This is a genomic window from Mesorhizobium onobrychidis (assembly GCF_024707545.1).
GTDB classification, from domain to species: domain Bacteria; phylum Pseudomonadota; class Alphaproteobacteria; order Rhizobiales; family Rhizobiaceae; genus Mesorhizobium; species Mesorhizobium onobrychidis.
Window position 1 is genome coordinate 4,893,761 of record NZ_CP062229.1, and the last position, 15,391, is coordinate 4,909,151.

Consider the following 15,391-nt stretch of genomic DNA (forward strand, 5'->3'; position numbering starts at 1 on the left):
ACGGCCTAGAACAAGTCGAACGAGAACCTCTTCGAGATACTCAAGCCGAAAGCGAATTGATCTTCGCTGCCAAACTTAACAATCGGCGAATCGGCGGCGTCGCCCACAAGCTTACTGTACGATGCCTTTGCGTTCAAAAACCAGGTCGGCCGAAATTCATATCTTGCAAGCCCCCTGATACCCACGCTCTTAAAGCCACCGCCTGGATCAAAGGCGTCAACTCTGAAGCCTGTGTTAGCGGATTCTCGAGCCGAAACTCCGAAATAGCTGTCCATATAGTCGGCTGAAGCAACTGTCGCGAAAGGTCCCAATTTGAGCTCGAGCTCAGGCGTAGGCCGGGCCACCGCGTTCACGCCGAATTCACCCACGACACCGTCAGCACCCCCGAAAGCATAGCGAGCCTCTCCCCAAACCTCCGCGTTGGTCCATTCATAGCTGGCCCGCAAACCAGCTTCGAATGTAGCGTCGACATCATCAAGCCCGGACAGGTCTGGATCATCGCTGACGTCCCGATCAGAGGTGTAGTTGAAGGACGGACCGATCGCGAATCCGCCTGCCTGAGCCTCTGGGCTACCGATTGCAAACAAACCGGGGATGGCGAGATAGCCGAAGCCGATCACTGGCCACGGCCAAATCTCATAATCCTTTGAACCTTCGTATTCAGGCTGAATTATTCCGCCAAGGCCGAGTTCAATGACAACGTCGACATCAGTCTGCGGCGCCTGATCCACTCCTGAATTGTCGGCTGACCAGGCGGGCGTCACAAGGAGTACGGTTGCAGCAACCACGCTGAGGCCAATTTTGATCAAAACCTTCCACCTTCGGACGCTAGATATCGTTCCACTGCATGGTGAAGTATCAACCAAGATGCTGCAAGCGAAATTGGCTATCAGCAACCGCGTCGTGTGGCCGAATTTTGGAGTTCGTGGGCGAACAGATCGAGGCATAGCTTAAACACAACCTCGGCCCGTCGTGATTATCACTGGGGCCGCGCCGACGCGGCCTATCTCAAAAGGGCTGGGTGGTGATCCGGCATGACCAAGGCAAAAGCTGTCTGAAATGGGTGTCAAAAGCCCCAAATCCGTCACTCGATCGTGATGGAATAGAACCGAGCGCAATGTTGTTGACCGATTGCGGGGGAACCCACGGAAGGGAGACAACCCTTATGCCCAGTCACATCACAATCGCAGTCTTGCTCATGATCCTAACCGGTGCCGCCGGGTGCATGACCAGCAATGGAGCGCAGCATTCCACGACACAGACCACAAACGGTGGCAGCAGTAGCCCCGGCGGTAGCGGCGGCATGGGCGGCGGCGGCTACTAAGGCGAATGTGACGCGGACGGCGCTCCACGCGTCTGTGCGGCGGCTTACCTGACGCTGCCGGTGGTGATATTTCAAGGAGAACGGCATGCCGATCTGGCTGGTTCTAATTCGGGTCACTTGGCCTCACCGTGCCTACCACTTCAGGCGGCCCGGCAGCCAATTGGGGGGACCAGTCGGCCGTCGGGCCTAACCGACGGGCGGGGGACGTTCGCCGGCTGGGGTTTAATCATCGCCACCTTCATAAGTTGCAACTAATTTAGTAAAATGATCGTGTTTCGTTCCCCTAGCAGCCAGATCGACCGGACCTATAGTCGAATCCGTGCGTAAACGAGTGAGTACCGGCGCTGACCGGCTGGCGTTCATTCCACCAATGTTGCCAACCCTGGTTGCGAAGCCACCCGAGGGGGATGGCTGGATTCACGAGGTCAAGCTCGACGGCTACCGGTCGCAGATCGCACGCACCGCTGTCACGATGCAACGACGTCAATACAGCGAGAGCAATTCGCACTCCGAGTTCCTCGTGTCGTCAGGCAGTTATCCATCCGGCCCTAGGGTCAAAACCCAACGGAAGATCAGTTGACTTTGGGCCGCAACGGCTCATCCTTGATTTGTTGGCCTACCTTTCCGACCAACTTTTGATAGGGAGGAAGCAATGGAAGCCGTCAATCGTAGATCCACATTTGCACTCGGTCTTACAGTGGCCGCAACGCCACTGATCGCTTGGGCAACCCCAGCCGCCGCACAGACTTACGGCCCCGATGAGGGCAAGGAGATCGGCCCCGGTGTCAGAGTTGTAGCGCTTGGTGAGCGGGCTTCGGTCATACACGCGATGTTGTTATCCAACCCGGGGCGAAGACGCCGGACAACATGATGAAGAACGACATGCTCTGCCACATGACTGAGGGAGAACTTTCGGTCGTTCACAACAAAGAACAGTTCACAGTCAAGAAGGGCGATGTTTGGGCCTGCGCTAAAGGCGCTACTACAGAAGGCACCCAAAACACGAGCAGTGCGGTCGCGATCATGCGGGTCATCGATTTGATGCCCGCATGAGGTAAGCGATGGGGCGGAAGTGCGGCTATGGCCCGTCCCTAAAGAGATGCCCGAGCGCGTATCTGTCGTGTTGGGGAACGTCCAGCGACGGGCCGCCTTCCCCGCTTAATCCGCCATGTCGCGCAGCGGCGTCTTGCGCTTTGGCGCCTGGTATTTTGCGACCAGCCTTGACCTTGTCGATGTCAACCGTCACCAACGGTCCCAGTTCAATCGTCACCTTGCCGCCTTGCTCGTCTATGCGTGTGACCTGGCCGGAAAGAGCGCAGCAGCAGGTAGGCGCGCAGAGGTATGGAAATCATTCGCACGGCGATCAAAACTGATGTCGGCAAAACCGACAGATACGCGCATCCGCCTTCACCATCTCAGCGCAGTCGGGGCATTGCTTCTCGAGTATAGGGCCGAAGGTGATTCCTGGTCCCGTGACTGGCATTTGGACCGTGTATTGGGAGGGTGGTGGCCGCCTGTCACCAAGCGCCAGCACGAGAAGACCCGCAAGCAACGGCGAAATCAGGATCGCCAGCAAGAACCAACCGAAGGTGCTGCGATTGCGTTTGCCGGCTGCGACCCCGACGATGGCTGACAAGCCGAGCCAGAATAGAAGGAACCCCATCCGCGATATCCCCCCAATATCCAGCGAAAGCCTGAACTAATCAGATTTGGGGTAGTTGGTTTTCAAAGATGGTTGGACAATCTGCTTCACGGCATAGTTGATCTTCAGGGCGCACGAAACCGCATCATTCGACTGCTGCGATCCGATGAAAATCCCCATCACTCGGTCGCCGTCATAGGAAACGATGCTTCCTCCTTGGTTTCGGATCAGACGCGCCGAAGCGTAGAGGAATGTCTTGTATATCTCGGCAGCGAAAGACCAAGTTTTTTTCTCAACCAGATTTGTTGAGCCATCTAAGTCGGCGTAGAGAACGGTCGCTCTTTTGAAATAGATAGCGTCATTCGTTAGCTTTAGCGCTGAAGGCTCTGGAACAACAGTTCCGTCGCGGCTCTCCCACGTGGTTTTGAATGTCGTATCTGAATGCGATTTTATTTCGTCACTCAAAGCCACCCAAGTTGCCCCTGCGCCCGTGGAACTGTCTGGCTAAGAAACACTGTGGTAGGCTCGCGGCAAGTGCACCGCCAGCCAATGCACCGTTATAATTGGTGTGGCAGTTCTCTCTTGCAGCGAACGCTTCCTAAGTGCACCGAAGAGTAGTCTTCGCAAAATCGGCCCGCCTAGCTACGTGAAGGAACATTCTGTATGTTCCGCGTTCTTGGGAGGGGTCTATGCGCATCAATTTGCTTGTCAGCTTCATTCTGACGCTTGCCACAGTTAGCGCCAGAGCGGACGACGTTGAAAGCTTGTATTTCACAACAAAGAACGGGGAAGGCCCGAAGGTCGTCAGCCGTTCGACGGGTTTCGCTCAGCCAGTCGTCGAAGCGGTCGATGGGAAGAAGCCATTGGACTGCCCGCCAGAGGCATATTGGTCCGCGGACGATGCAGTGTATCGATGCAAAGATGACTTGAAATACCTTTTGGTGAGCCCGCCAAACCCTGCGGCATATCCAGCCGGCGCACTGATCCTAAAAACTTCCCACCCCGGCACAGACGATCCTGGTCCGAGTGCGCCAAAAGGTTAAGTAAAATGCTAGAACGCAAGGATTTCCTCGATGCAAAGCAGTCTATAACTGCGACTATTTCAGAAATATGTCGATACATCGCGTTCGGGTTACTAGTAGCATTTTATACGATTAGGACAGATAGTTCCCCCTTTGCAAAGGAGCTGCAGTCTTATGGATTGTTGGTATTTCTAGTCGGATTTTGTGGCGCGGCAGCGATTCTGAGTGACTATTTACAATATGTGTTCGGTAAGGTGACAGTCGATAGAGCGCTATTGGAACAAATGTACGAGTATGATGACACTTCGCTGCCCTACCAAGGGCGGAAACAAGCATTTGACGCTAAACAGTTGTTTGTCGGAGTCGGTGCGCTCAGCCTGGCAATTATGGTAGTGTTGGCTAGTTTCGACCCCATTCATTCCTGCTTTTAGGGCTGTCCGCAACTCGGGCAGGTGTAGAAATGGTCGACTTCCCAGGATTTCAGGGAGGACGATGAAAATGGCCCTAGCTAAAAAGGACCAGGAGCGCACCCCCTTCGCTTGATGCAGCCGCATCCGTCAGAGCTGATGAAGATGTGGCCAATCGACAACAAAGATCGGAAGCCCGCGGAACAACACGCCCGACATCATCGATGAGATGGACGGTCCGCCCGATCTGTTCTACGTGTAGGCTCGTCCCGACACCCGAGCACCAAATCGGCGTATCGTTCTCAATCGTCAGGTTATAGACTATAGGGCAATCGCCACCCAAGCTTCTTTGTGTGGAGTGCGGAATACTCTAACAAGGTGGCTTGCCGCAGTGGATGGACATCTAACAGCAGCTAAACATGCCTTCATTGCGCTGATTCTGGCAGCTGCAGCCTTCATTTATCTAGCCATTGGCGAGATACAACGAAATGCAAATTATGAAACCAAGTTGCAGTTGTCACTTATTTTGGCTGCTCGCGATATTGCCACTGGCCTTTATAAGCCGCACCAGGCCACTGATAAAGATATAGCCAGTTTTTCTGACGGTTTAGGAAAGCAATACCATGACCTTTATATAACCGCCATGAAAAAACGAGCAGAACAGACGGGACAAATTCCTGAATTAACGGAACTTATGAAAAGGTTCGGAGCTGCCAAGAATGACTTGGGCGTGGTCATAGACGATATACCAGTGCCGTACTCGATCCTCAAAAAATGCGATGCGCTTTTGATACAACCAGATACCTATTTCTTTTTCTATAACTTCAATTATTTGCGTCCTTTGGATTGGAACGACATATATAGCCGCAACGTGAGATATCTGATTTTCGACAATGATTGTCAAAGTTCTCGCAATCAGAGATTTTTCGCGCTGATTATTCCAGCTAACAATGGCACAACGAGTTTAGCGCTGCCCCACTCAGCATTGTCCATATTTCCATCAATTTTTCGTTGGGCAGAAGAGACCGGGTTATATTTGGCGAGGGCAGATAGGGACAGACTACTACCGGATCGTGTAAAAAAATATTTTCCTTATGACGAGGACTTATACATTTTAAACATTCGGACAATTGAGCTTCTCGCGATAGAAATTCTTGGTGAAATTGATGGAAAATATTATTTAGTAGATGAATTGTCGAAATCGTTGATCGACATTTATGACAAAGATCACAGCAAAGCCTCTCTTGGCGGGATAGACTTCAATTCGCTCGATTTCTTGCGGATTGTCCCTATCTGGATGTTTATGGTGTCCTATTATTATTGGCGTCAGCTCCGAGCCTTGCAGGCGCGAAACCTGGATGATCAAACGTGGACGCCCCTAGATACAGATGATTTGATTGGGGTGTCCGTTTCGTATCTGTGGGCATTCACGCCCGCGATAGCAACGGCGCTAGTCTACTCAATGTACCCGTCGGTTTTCAACTTGATAGCAGTTGTTTTTGGTTACGAGATATCCCCACTCGGGATATGGAAATGGCAATTCCAAGAAGCGCGCCCAATCGGACATTACGGCTTAGATTACATGGCATTCGCGACCCTCGGTGTCCTCGCCTTGCACACTTTTGTGATCTACATCTGCACGGTTTCATCTCTTCGTATAATCAGAAAGCATCAAAAGGTCTCGGTACGCAAAGTTATGTCGGATGTCTCACGTCAGTTTGGGACTTTGGCGCGGCGTTTGCGACACTAAGATCGAGGACCAATGGATAGGCGCGGCCCGTCGAAGCATGACCTGAAGATCGGCACGAGACATGTCTGCAACGCGGTCGGGATGCACCCTGCAGTTCCCCTGCGAAGGTTGAGCGGGTCATTGGTGCCGTCCCCTTGAGAGATATTGTTCGCCATCCTCACGATGCGCGAGACAGAACCAGTGAGACGGCTGCCTGGGCCTAGCGAAGCCAAAGCCGCCAAGGTTGCTGCAACCCGGATGCTCGCAACATGGTTCTCAATCGAGCCGCGCGACTGAGGCGGCTGCCGACCATGCGGCAGACGGGTCTCGTCGCTCATCGTGGATAGGTTCCACAAACCGTCTTGACGTGCAAGGAAAATGTTCCTCTTTTGTTCGCATGGGGCATGATCCAATCGACACGCTGGGCAAGGCAACCCGGCACAACATGCTCGTCAAGGCGGAATGCAGTTGCGGCAATGTGCGCTACTGCCGGTCCGCCGATCTCATGATGGTCTATGGCGGCGGCGCCGATCCTTTGAAACTCAAGTTCGACTGCAGCCGCTGCAAGCCGCAGATCAAGATCACGCTGCTTGAGGTGCATCCGGAGCACCTGCCGAAGCGGTTGATGATACACAAGCCGATGAAGATCGATGGCAAGATCCATTGGCGTACCGAGCGGTTCAGGGGATGACGGACCGCCTCACAGGTCGCAGGACAAGCTAAGGGTGGAGGATGCGAAGGTCGACAACCATAAAGCCAGGCGACGTGTTTGGGCGGTTTACAGTGGTTAGGCAGGTCGAGAACGATCGTCGCAACAGGCCTCAGCAACTTTGTCGTTGCGAATGCGACAATGAGCGCCTTGTCATCAACAACAGTCTGAAGACCGGCAACAGTCGCTCGTGCGGCTGTCTCGCACGAGAACGGTCGGCGGCGACACAGTATCGTCATGGTGGCAAGGGCACGCCTCTTTGGCGCATCTGGCGTGGCATACGAAAAAGGTGCGAGAGCCCGACCAACTCTGACTTTCGTCACTATGGCGGGCGCGGGATCAAGGTCTGCGCCGAATGGCATGACCTTGTCGTTTTCCGCGATTGGGCACTTGCAAATGGTTGGGAGGATCGCTCGCACCTTCCGAAAAACGAGCACTTGTCCATCGACCGGATCGATAATGACGGTCCTTATAGTCCTGAGAATTGCCGCTGGTCGACAAAATCAGAGCAGTGTCGCAACAGGCGCAGCAACCGCGCTGTGCGCCGCTCGGATGGCAAGACCTACGGAACGATCGTTGCTGCGGCTGAGGACGTGGGAACTTCTTACAAGGATATTCGAGCGGCCTGTCTCTGCACGCGCAAGCGCAAGATCGTCGGCGGATACGGCTGGGCCTTCGTCAGGAATGGTCCCGTAGTAGAAGCGGATTAACTGCGGCCTCAAGAGGTAAGGGATGACAAAGACACCTCTGAGGCAGAGATAATGGCATACCGAACAGAAAACGGGAGCTGGGCGGCGTAAGTCCCTAGCCCCGGAGGCATGGCCCGCTGCCGCAAGGTGGCGGGCCGTTCTGGCTAGAGCAAGACTGCCTATTTACACCTATCTTGAACATATGCCTCGGCGCGATTCGAATTGACCATGTAGTCGTCGATCCAGGCATACATTTTGGCCCCGCCGTTTATTTGCAGGCCGTCTGGTCCCACACTCGTCAGGTGACCTGTAATTTTGTCTCCATGCTCGACGTCCAAACCGGCGTCGAGACGATGAACGAGAGTGAATCCCGAATTGGTCTCAATAGCGAAAAAATCGCATCGGGGCATTTGCTCAAACTGGACTGTCCCAACAGTATCTGCTGCGGATGTATTTGCTACCAAAAGCGGCGAAAATGCCCAAAGAAACATAGCTTTCGATCGCATTCGAGTCTCCCATAGGCAAACAATTAAGGTGCGCCTGCCCGCATCGCGGTCTGTCGCGTCCATTGTCGCGTGGACCGGCCGATAGTCGCAGGAACCCGCGCAAAATAGGAGAGGTGTTACCCCTAGCGCTACCCTGGCCGAAAAATATGGGGGAAATTGAAGGTGGACTTTCGGGGGTAAGTCCTTGTTTTTTAAAATGGTCGGAGTGGCCGGATTCGAACCGACGACCCCTTGACCCCCAGTCAAGTGCGCTACCGGGCTGCGCTACACTCCGGACCGGTCGCGATGTATCGTGATAACCCGGTTCGGGTCAACCGAATTCGGCGGCCGTCGCGCCGATGCCCGGCATGGTGGATTTGAAGTTCCTGCTCTGTTGGACGTCGTCAGCATTCAGAAACTTCAAATCCAGTATCACACTCGTTTGTCTGGCTTGATCCTCTGGCGTCGCTGTTATGAGACGGGCCGTCGATTTTCCACGGATTGTGTCAGCACGGCTGTATTGATCAGCGCGTCTTCCGGAAGCCGGAGCGCGGAGGCTATTCGCCGAAGCTTCGATAAATCTGCATTCTTGCCGTTCTCGATGTCCGCGATTTCATCGACCGCCAGGCCGCACGTCAGAGACAGCTCTTCCATGCTGTATCCCCTGGTTTCTCGGATGGCCTTGAGGGCGCTGTGGTCGGGCGCAGCTTCGGTCGCCGACAGTTCGGAAAAAGCTTCGCTTGTTGCTATTTGGGGCATTTGGCAACTCCGTGGATTTAAAGAGTTTGATCAAATCAAGAAGTTGCCTGAGACGGCGCAGAGAATGCCCTCTCAATGGTGATTTGCCAAGCGCCAAAGATGCCGTCACGGCATCGTGATTCCGATCGGCGCAGCCCGGGCCTCGGCGGCACCGGCACGGGACCGTCATCCCCATCGGGTTCTTTGACTGGCCGATCGCCGAATTGTTCGACGGTTCTGAGCCGCTCCCTTGTTAAGCGGCTGTCGCTGGCCCGTCAGCCGTTTGAACGGATCGAATCCGCGGCGGGAGCCTGATGCAGGCAGAACGCGTCAGGGGACTGCGAATTTTTTGGACCGACGCGTGAACCTTTCCTCTCCGGGCCGCACCAAGACGGTATGGACGCCACAAAGGCGGTCCCCAACCAGAAGGACGCCCTGACGGCGATCCTCGATCCAGAGAAGGAAATGCTCAAATGACCAATATCTCGAACTTCAAGCGCCTGTCGCTCGCCGCTGCCATCGTCGTCTCGGCCTTCGGCTCGATTTCCGTTCCGAGCTCGGCCTTCGCCGACGGCACGCATCCGAGCGGCGGCGGCGCGGTTTGTAAGGGCGCGGGTCACTGCCTGGTGCTGCAGCTCGACTGCAAGGGTACATACACAGATGCCACCGACTCCAACGGCACCGTCTATGGCAAATGCAGCCAGACCGCGCAGGTCAGCCCGAAGAACAAGCTCAAGCTCGCGCGCTGATCGACTTTTTATCAACGAAAATGGCGGCCGTCCGCGCCGCCATTTTCTTTGTCTCAACGTGCCGATCTGGATGTCGCTCGCGACGTCTTCTGCTGTCGGCTGAGCAACAGGCTGGCGACGAGCCCGACCACAACCAGCCCGACAGCGGCCGCTGTCGCGGGATGATCGCGGGCTGTCTTCTCTATCACCCTGCTATGCCTCCTGATCGCAGGCAGAGCGTCACTGATGCGCTCGGCAAGGTCCGAGTAATAGTCCGACGCGGTGTCACGCCCGTCCTCGTAATAGGCGCCGCCGCGCCTGGACACGGCTTTTCTCAGCGCCGCCAGTTCCCTGGAGAGGGATGCGACCTGCTTTTCAAGGTCGATGTCGGAGAGGGTCGAAAAAGATACCATGATATGCTTCCTTCCTTTGCGAAAAGGAACGCATGATTTCGGAAGCAGTTCCGGTTTTTTGCCGGCGATCGATCGGCCCTTAAAGCGCGTCGCGTCTGAAGCAATTCATGCGACCCGCTTTTTCTTTTTATGCGTCGTTGTCCCAAAACCGCTGCGCATCCGGCTCAAGCCCGAGGGCAAGCTTTTGGGCGACATGCACTACAGCGCCGCGCGTCCTATTGGACGCGCAAGGGACGCTGTAGCACTTTAATTTTGCGCATGATCCTTTCCGAAAATCGATTCCGATTTTCGGGGTCATGCGCTAGCGCACCTGATCGAGCAGGCGCTTGCATTCCAGAAGGTCGAACAGCGCCTCCTGCAGCAAAGCACGGTTGTCGCGCGAGAGTTTCGACGTGCCCGGCTGCACCGGCCCGTCGTCGTCGGTCTTGCCCAGGCCGAAAAAGCGCCGGCTGGGTTTCACCTTGGGCTCGCCGACCAGCAACTCGTCATCGGCGCCGCGCGGCTGGGCCGCCGGCGTCAGCGGCACCGCATCGGCCTGCCGACGCTGCGAGATCGCCTCGACGGCCGCCATGTCGCCACTGCCGATGGCGACCAGGAAATGGTTGCCGTTCTCGCGCAGCAGCTTCTGCACGCCCTTGATCGTATAGCCCTGGTCGTAGAGCATGTGGCGGATGCCCTTGATCAGTTCGACATCCTGCGGCCGGTAATAGCGGCGGCCGCCGCCGCGCTTCATCGGTTTGATCTGATTGAAACGCGTTTCCCAAAAACGCAGCACATGCTGCGGCAGGTCGAGATCTTCTGCGACCTCACTGATGGTGCGGAAAGCATCGGGGCTCTTGTCCATGGGCGAAATCCTCACGCTGGAGCATGATCCCGAAAAGTGGGAATCGGTTTTCGGCCAAGATCATGCTCAACAAAGAGTCATTCCGATCCGGCTGGTTCTGCCGAATCGGGCCTTATTTCAGCGGTTTATGAAACAATATTCAAGCCCGGCGTCAAAGGAGGCGACCGTTTTCAACCGGGCTTTGATGCGCAGCCGCTATTTGCTGCCCTTGGCCTTGCTGTTCTGGTGGGCGCGCAGAATGCGGTTCTTCAGCACATTCGACGATTTGAAGGTCATCACCCGGCGCGGCAGGATCGGCACTTCCTCGCCGGTCTTGGGATTGCGCCCGATGCGCTCGTTCTTGGAGCGGACATGGAACGTCGCGAACGACGACAATTTCACCGTCTCGCCGCGAACGATCGCTTCGCAAATCTCGTCCAGAACCGCTTCGACGAGCTCGGCCGATTCAGTGCGCGACAAGCCAACCTTGCGATAAACGGCTTCAGCAAGATCGGCGCGCGTAAGTGTCTTTCCCCCCATGCGAACCGTCCCCATCAGCTCAAAAACATAACTCTATACAAGCAAAGAGAGAGCCTAAGTAATTGATCCGGCAAGGTCAAGGACCGAACCTGTCAGTTCGGCACTTACCAGCGAACCAAAACCGCGCCCCAGGTGAAGCCCCCGCCCATCGCCTCGATCAGCACCAGGTCACCCTTCTTGATGCGGCCGTCGGCGACTGCCACCGACAGAGCCAGCGGCACGGAAGCAGCCGAGGTGTTGCCGTGCAAATCGACCGTAACCACCACCTTTTGCTCAGCTATCCCGAGCTTTTTGGCGGAAGCGTCGATAATCCGTTTATTGGCCTGATGCGGCACGAACCAGTCGAGATCCTCAGCGGTGATGCCGGCAGCTGAGAACGTCGCCTCAATGACGTCGGTGATCATGCCGACCGCGTGCTTGAACACTTCGCGGCCTTCCATCCTGAGATGGCCCACCGTTCCAGTGGTCGACGGTCCACCGTCGACGAACAGCTTGTCCTTGTAGGCCCCGTCGGAGCGCAGGCTGGCCGCCAGCACGCCGTGGTCGGCAATGCTGCCCGCCCCCTCTCCTGCTTCAAGCACCATCGCGCCGGCGCCGTCGCCGAACAGGACGCAGGTCGAGCGGTCGCTCCAGTCGAGGATGCGCGAGAAGGTTTCGGAGCCGATCACCAGCACGCGTTTGGCCAGGCCGCCGCGGATATAGAGGTCGGCTGTCGTCACCGCGTAGACAAAGCCCGAGCACACTGCCTGCATGTCGAAGGCGAAGCCGTGATGCATGCCGAGCCGGTTCTGGATGTCGACGGCGGTCGCTGGAAAGGTGTTGTTGGGCGTCGAGGTCGCCAGCACGATCAGGTCGATATCGGCAGGCGTCAGGCCGGCATTGTCGAGGGCTGCGCGCGCCGCAGCCTCGCCGAGCGAAGCCGTCGTCTCGTCGTCGGCCGCGATATGGCGCTGGCGGATGCCAGTGCGCTGGGCGATCCATTCGTCTGACGTCTCGACCATGCCTTCGAAATCGGCATTCTTCATGATGCGGCGGGGCAGCGCGGCGCCTGTGCCGCGCACGACTGATCTGATCAAGGCTCTTTCCTATTCCTCTGCGTCGGCAACGACGTCGGATTTCCTAGATGTCTGGGCATGCGGATTGCGCGCATGGAACAGGTCGAGATCGGCTTCGATGCGGTCGAGCAGATTGTTGCGCACCATGTCGTAGCCAAGCTCGATCGCCGCCGCGAAGCCGTCCGAATCAGCCCCGCCATGGCTTTTCACCACGATGCCGTTCAGACCCAGGAAAACACCGCCATTGGAGCGGCCGACGTCCATCTTTTCGCGCAGGCGATCGAAGGCGCCTTTGGCGAATATATAGCCGATCCTGGCCATCAACGTCCGGTCCATCGCGGCACGCAGATAACCGGCGATCTGTCTTACCGTGCCTTCCGCCGTCTTCAGCGCGATGTTGCCGGCAAATCCTTCGGTGACGACCACGTCGACCGTGCCCTTGCCGATGTCGTCGCCCTCGACGAAACCATGGTAGTTCATCGAGGCCATGTTGGCCTCGCGCAACATACGGCCCGCCTCCTTGACCTCTTCCTGGCCCTTGATCTCCTCGACGCCAACATTGAGCAGGCCGACGCTCGGCCGTTCGATGCCGAAAACCGAGCGCGCCATGCCAGTGCCCAGAATGGCAAAATCAACCAGTTGATGCGCATCCGCGCCGATGGTGGCGCCGACGTCCAGCACCACGCTTTCGCCGCGCAATGTCGGCCAGAGCGCCGCGATCGCCGGACGGTCGATGGTCGCCATGGTGCGAAGGCAGAACCTCGACATTGCCATCAGCGCGCCGGTGTTGCCGGCCGAGATGCAGGCGTCGGCAGTACCTGCCTTGACCGCCTCGACCGCTTTCCACATCGACGACTTCCAGCGGCCATGGCGCAGCGCCTGGCTCGGCTTGTCGTCCATCTTGACTGCTATTTCGCAGTGAATGAACTCGCACACTTCCGCCAGCTTGGGGAGTTTCGCGAGTTCGGGGCGCACTGCCTCCTCGCGACCATAGATGACGAAGCGGATGTCGGGACGCCGCGTCGCGACCGTCATGAGCGCCGGGATGACCACGCTTGGTCCGTGATCGCCACCCATGGCATCGATGGAAATCCTGATCACGCGGTGTTCATCTCACAGTTTGCTTGAGCGAGCGCCTGGCGCTGGCAACGGTTTTGGGGCTCGCGAAGGTTCGGCGAAAATAGCGTTTTTGGGCTGCCGCACAACCGGCTTTCTCCGATTGGGTCGGGTTTTCAGGATTTTCCTAGCAGGGAACGCAGCTTTTGCTGGAATTCGCTTTCCGCAGTCCCGGCATCGTCGGCAGCCTCCATTGAAACGCCTTGCTTGCGCGGATAGGGATCGATCGCCAACCCAAAGAACTGTTCGGCGAGCGCCCCGACATCGATCGTATTGCCGGAAAATATTTCCGGGCTGTCCGGACCTTCGGCATCGAGCATTATCTCGCCGCCGCCCTCGAAACCCTGCCGCCCGAGCTTGGACTGCTCCGGCAGGAACAGTCCGTCGACCGCCTCGTCGATATGCGCCTCGACCGGGTCGAGGGTGACGATGCAGGCCTGGGTGATATCGGCCTCGACGCGGCCGCTGACCTTGATGCCGTTGCGCTTCCACGGCACCACCAGGAGTTCGACACGGTAGTTCTCGACCGAGAACAAATCGTGCTCGCCCGCCAGCGCGGCGCGCTGCGCGGCGTCGGCCTCGATCACCACCGGCAGTCCCTTTTGCGGCAGCCTGGCGACATTGGCCACGAAGGACACAGGGCTCTGGGAATCGGCGTGTTTCATCTTTTCCTTAGATAGTCCTGGCCACGGGGAATGCCACCGTGCCGGATACAATCGATTCGGTCGGCTGTTTCGCGAGTCGCCTGGAGACATCGGCGACGTAGCCGGCCAGTTGCGTTGCTTGCGGCCAGATGGCGGCATCGGGCCTGACATTGCGGGCAAGGGCGGCGATGAGTGCATCATGGTCGTTACGTTCCAGCGCATCGTCATAGGCGGCGGTGCGGCCATAGAACATCTTCGCCAGTTTCTTCATGCGCTTCGGCACGCCGACGTCGCCGATGCCCAGTTCCCGCAGCGAATGCTCGACATCCATGAAGAATTCGTCGATCAGCACCTGCGCGACCTCCCCGGCGACACCGCCCTCGCCGTGCAGCCGGTGCTGAAACAGGAACATGTGCAGCGACAGCATCTCGAAGCGGCCAAGCGGCGTGTCCGGTATATTCCAGTCGGAATAAAACACGGTTTGCCGCGCCGCTGCCACGATTTGTGCGTAAAGCGCCTCGGTGATAACGCGGTTGGCGTGACGTTCGCGACCAAAAAGGCGCTGGAACATTGAGGGTGGTCTCCTGGGGACCGTTTGTTTGAATTGGCCTTGTTGCATCGGCGAGCAAGCTGGTTTACCGGTTTTGCGGCCCAGCGCAAGTTGCGGCCAGCTAATGGAGTTGTAGTTGCGCGCGCTGAAATTCAAGTCGACTTTTCTGTCCAGGTCCGCTTTGTCGAGGTCCGCCGGCGCGGTTTCGCTGCTGGTGGTTGCATCGGCGCTGTCCGCCTGCAACTCGTCGAAAATGATCGGTGATCTCAATCCGGGCGAGACGCTGACGCAGGGCTACGTGATCGACCAGCAGGCGATCGACCTGGTGCCGGTCGGCTCGAGCCGCGAACAGGTGCTTCTGGCGCTCGGCACCCCGTCGACGAAGGCGACTTTCGACAACGAGGCCTTCTACTACATCTCGCAGACGCGCAAGCGTTACGTCGCCTTCGACAAGCCGAGGCTGGTCGACCAGAAGGTGCTGGCGGTCTATTTCGGCGAGGACGGGCGCGTTACCCAGATCGCCAATTACGGCCTGAAGGACGGCAAGGTGTTTGACTTCATCTCAAGGACCACGCCGACCGGCGGCAAGGACCAGAACTTCCTCAGCCAAATCATCGGCGGCGCCAGCAAGCTGGCGCCCGGCCTCCCCGGTGGCGGCGGCAGCTCGCTCGGCGGCACCTGATCCATCCCGGCAGAATCGGCTTCTCATCCTTTCCTTTTGCTTCCCTGGAAGCAGTAACATCTCAGGCGACCGAAAACCCGCGGGAGCGATCCTGC

Annotated in this window: 19 protein-coding genes, 1 tRNA gene and 1 pseudogene; 9 read left to right on the top strand and 12 right to left on the bottom strand. The window is 57.1% G+C overall.

Annotated features, from left to right (window positions below):
* Positions 1-5: 5 nt before the first annotated feature.
* A complete protein-coding gene (locus IHQ72_RS24375; protein ID WP_258117772.1) occupies positions 6-809 on the bottom strand; it encodes a MipA/OmpV family protein in 804 nt (267 codons plus the stop codon).
* A 1,167-nt stretch (positions 810-1,976) separates the two neighbouring features.
* On the opposite strand from IHQ72_RS24375, the pseudogene IHQ72_RS36930 reads away from it, so the two are divergent.
* Positions 1,977-2,377 (top strand): annotated as a pseudogene (locus IHQ72_RS36930) (hypothetical protein).
* Positions 2,378-2,492: 115 nt separating this feature from the next.
* Complete coding sequence (locus IHQ72_RS37515; RefSeq protein WP_258117775.1) at positions 2,493-2,957, top strand: hypothetical protein; 465 nt, start codon at positions 2,493-2,495, stop codon at positions 2,955-2,957.
* A 66-nt stretch (positions 2,958-3,023) separates the two neighbouring features.
* Here the strand turns inward: IHQ72_RS37515 and IHQ72_RS24390 are convergent, their stop codons facing one another.
* The gene (locus IHQ72_RS24390; protein WP_258117776.1) at positions 3,024-3,437 is read right to left on the bottom strand and encodes a hypothetical protein; all 414 of its coding nucleotides are present in this window, start codon (positions 3,435-3,437) and stop codon (positions 3,024-3,026) included.
* Between the two features lie 218 nt (positions 3,438-3,655).
* Here IHQ72_RS24390 and IHQ72_RS24395 point away from each other — a divergent pair, with 218 nt between their 5' ends.
* The 5 genes from IHQ72_RS24395 (at position 3,656) to IHQ72_RS24415 (ending at position 7,543) form a co-directional block, all read left to right on the top strand.
* Positions 3,656-4,009, top strand: a complete 354-nt coding sequence (locus tag IHQ72_RS24395) for a hypothetical protein (protein ID WP_258117777.1) — start codon at positions 3,656-3,658, stop codon at positions 4,007-4,009.
* A 5-nt stretch (positions 4,010-4,014) separates the two neighbouring features.
* Entirely contained in the window at positions 4,015-4,419 is a 405-nt protein-coding gene (locus tag IHQ72_RS24400) for a hypothetical protein (RefSeq protein ID WP_258117778.1), read from the top strand.
* Positions 4,420-4,786: 367 nt separating this feature from the next.
* On the top strand, positions 4,787-6,145 hold the full coding sequence (locus IHQ72_RS24405; protein WP_258117779.1) for a hypothetical protein: 1,359 nt from the start codon (positions 4,787-4,789) through the stop codon (positions 6,143-6,145).
* A 376-nt stretch (positions 6,146-6,521) separates the two neighbouring features.
* A complete protein-coding gene (locus IHQ72_RS24410; protein ID WP_258117780.1) occupies positions 6,522-6,815 on the top strand; it encodes a hypothetical protein in 294 nt (97 codons plus the stop codon).
* A gap of 92 nt (positions 6,816-6,907) precedes the next feature.
* Positions 6,908-7,543: a hypothetical protein gene (locus IHQ72_RS24415; protein WP_258117781.1), complete on the top strand. Its 636-nt coding sequence runs from the start codon at positions 6,908-6,910 to the stop codon at positions 7,541-7,543.
* Between the two features lie 158 nt (positions 7,544-7,701).
* On the opposite strand, the gene IHQ72_RS24420 is transcribed toward IHQ72_RS24415, so the two are convergent.
* The 3 genes from IHQ72_RS24420 to IHQ72_RS24430 form a co-directional block, all read right to left on the bottom strand.
* Positions 7,702-8,028, bottom strand: coding sequence for a hypothetical protein (locus IHQ72_RS24420; RefSeq protein WP_258117782.1), 327 nt, complete (start codon positions 8,026-8,028; stop codon positions 7,702-7,704).
* A 197-nt stretch (positions 8,029-8,225) separates the two neighbouring features.
* Positions 8,226-8,302: transfer RNA gene (locus IHQ72_RS24425), tRNA-Pro, on the bottom strand.
* Positions 8,303-8,478: 176 nt separating this feature from the next.
* A complete protein-coding gene (locus tag IHQ72_RS24430) occupies positions 8,479-8,766 on the bottom strand; it encodes a helix-turn-helix domain-containing protein (protein WP_095491037.1) in 288 nt (95 codons plus the stop codon).
* Positions 8,767-9,218: 452 nt separating this feature from the next.
* Between IHQ72_RS24430 and IHQ72_RS24435 the strand changes: the two genes are divergently transcribed.
* On the top strand, positions 9,219-9,494 hold the full coding sequence (locus tag IHQ72_RS24435) for a hypothetical protein (protein ID WP_258117783.1): 276 nt from the start codon (positions 9,219-9,221) through the stop codon (positions 9,492-9,494).
* A 53-nt stretch (positions 9,495-9,547) separates the two neighbouring features.
* On the opposite strand, the gene IHQ72_RS24440 is transcribed toward IHQ72_RS24435, so the two are convergent.
* From IHQ72_RS24440 to IHQ72_RS24470, 7 genes are all read right to left on the bottom strand, one after another.
* Positions 9,548-9,886, bottom strand: a complete 339-nt coding sequence (locus IHQ72_RS24440) for a hypothetical protein (RefSeq protein WP_258117784.1) — start codon at positions 9,884-9,886, stop codon at positions 9,548-9,550.
* Between the two features lie 301 nt (positions 9,887-10,187).
* Entirely contained in the window at positions 10,188-10,730 is a 543-nt protein-coding gene (locus IHQ72_RS24445) for a MerR family transcriptional regulator (RefSeq protein WP_258117786.1), read from the bottom strand.
* A gap of 195 nt (positions 10,731-10,925) precedes the next feature.
* Positions 10,926-11,249: an integration host factor subunit alpha gene (locus IHQ72_RS24450; protein WP_095485783.1), complete on the bottom strand. Its 324-nt coding sequence runs from the start codon at positions 11,247-11,249 to the stop codon at positions 10,926-10,928.
* 104 nt (positions 11,250-11,353) lie between these two features.
* The gene (locus IHQ72_RS24455) at positions 11,354-12,325 is read right to left on the bottom strand and encodes a beta-ketoacyl-ACP synthase III (protein WP_258117788.1); all 972 of its coding nucleotides are present in this window, start codon (positions 12,323-12,325) and stop codon (positions 11,354-11,356) included.
* A 9-nt stretch (positions 12,326-12,334) separates the two neighbouring features.
* Positions 12,335-13,405, bottom strand: coding sequence for a phosphate acyltransferase PlsX (plsX, locus tag IHQ72_RS24460; protein WP_258117790.1), 1,071 nt, complete (start codon positions 13,403-13,405; stop codon positions 12,335-12,337).
* Positions 13,406-13,536: 131 nt separating this feature from the next.
* On the bottom strand, positions 13,537-14,085 hold the full coding sequence (locus IHQ72_RS24465) for a YceD family protein (RefSeq protein ID WP_258117791.1): 549 nt from the start codon (positions 14,083-14,085) through the stop codon (positions 13,537-13,539).
* Positions 14,086-14,092: 7 nt separating this feature from the next.
* Complete coding sequence (locus IHQ72_RS24470) at positions 14,093-14,635, bottom strand: ubiquinol-cytochrome C chaperone family protein (RefSeq protein WP_258123923.1); 543 nt, start codon at positions 14,633-14,635, stop codon at positions 14,093-14,095.
* Between the two features lie 115 nt (positions 14,636-14,750).
* On the opposite strand from IHQ72_RS24470, the gene IHQ72_RS24475 reads away from it, so the two are divergent.
* Entirely contained in the window at positions 14,751-15,296 is a 546-nt protein-coding gene (locus IHQ72_RS24475; protein ID WP_309508652.1) for an outer membrane protein assembly factor BamE, read from the top strand.
* Positions 15,297-15,391: the final 95 nt, after the last annotated feature.

Excerpts from the sequence above, each read along its gene's own strand:
- IHQ72_RS24440 (WP_258117784.1), bottom strand. The coding sequence starts at position 9,886 with ATGGTATCTTTTTCGACCCTCTCCGACATCGACCTTGAAAAGCAGGTC.
- IHQ72_RS24450 (WP_095485783.1), bottom strand. The coding sequence starts at position 11,249 with ATGGGGGGAAAGACACTTACGCGCGCCGATCTTGCTGAAGCCGTTTAT.
- IHQ72_RS24410 (WP_258117780.1), top strand. The coding sequence starts at position 6,522 with ATGGGGCATGATCCAATCGACACGCTGGGCAAGGCAACCCGGCACAAC.
- IHQ72_RS24420 (WP_258117782.1), bottom strand. The coding sequence starts at position 8,028 with ATGCGATCGAAAGCTATGTTTCTTTGGGCATTTTCGCCGCTTTTGGTA.
- IHQ72_RS37515 (WP_258117775.1), top strand. The coding sequence starts at position 2,493 with ATGTCGCGCAGCGGCGTCTTGCGCTTTGGCGCCTGGTATTTTGCGACC.
- IHQ72_RS24435 (WP_258117783.1), top strand. The coding sequence starts at position 9,219 with ATGACCAATATCTCGAACTTCAAGCGCCTGTCGCTCGCCGCTGCCATC.
- IHQ72_RS24465 (WP_258117791.1), bottom strand. The coding sequence starts at position 14,085 with ATGAAACACGCCGATTCCCAGAGCCCTGTGTCCTTCGTGGCCAATGTC.
- IHQ72_RS24395 (WP_258117777.1), top strand. The coding sequence starts at position 3,656 with ATGCGCATCAATTTGCTTGTCAGCTTCATTCTGACGCTTGCCACAGTT.
- IHQ72_RS24400 (WP_258117778.1), top strand. The coding sequence starts at position 4,015 with ATGCTAGAACGCAAGGATTTCCTCGATGCAAAGCAGTCTATAACTGCG.
- IHQ72_RS24430 (WP_095491037.1), bottom strand. The coding sequence starts at position 8,766 with ATGCCCCAAATAGCAACAAGCGAAGCTTTTTCCGAACTGTCGGCGACC.
- IHQ72_RS24445 (WP_258117786.1), bottom strand. The coding sequence starts at position 10,730 with ATGGACAAGAGCCCCGATGCTTTCCGCACCATCAGTGAGGTCGCAGAA.
- IHQ72_RS24470 (WP_258123923.1), bottom strand. The coding sequence starts at position 14,635 with ATGTTCCAGCGCCTTTTTGGTCGCGAACGTCACGCCAACCGCGTTATC.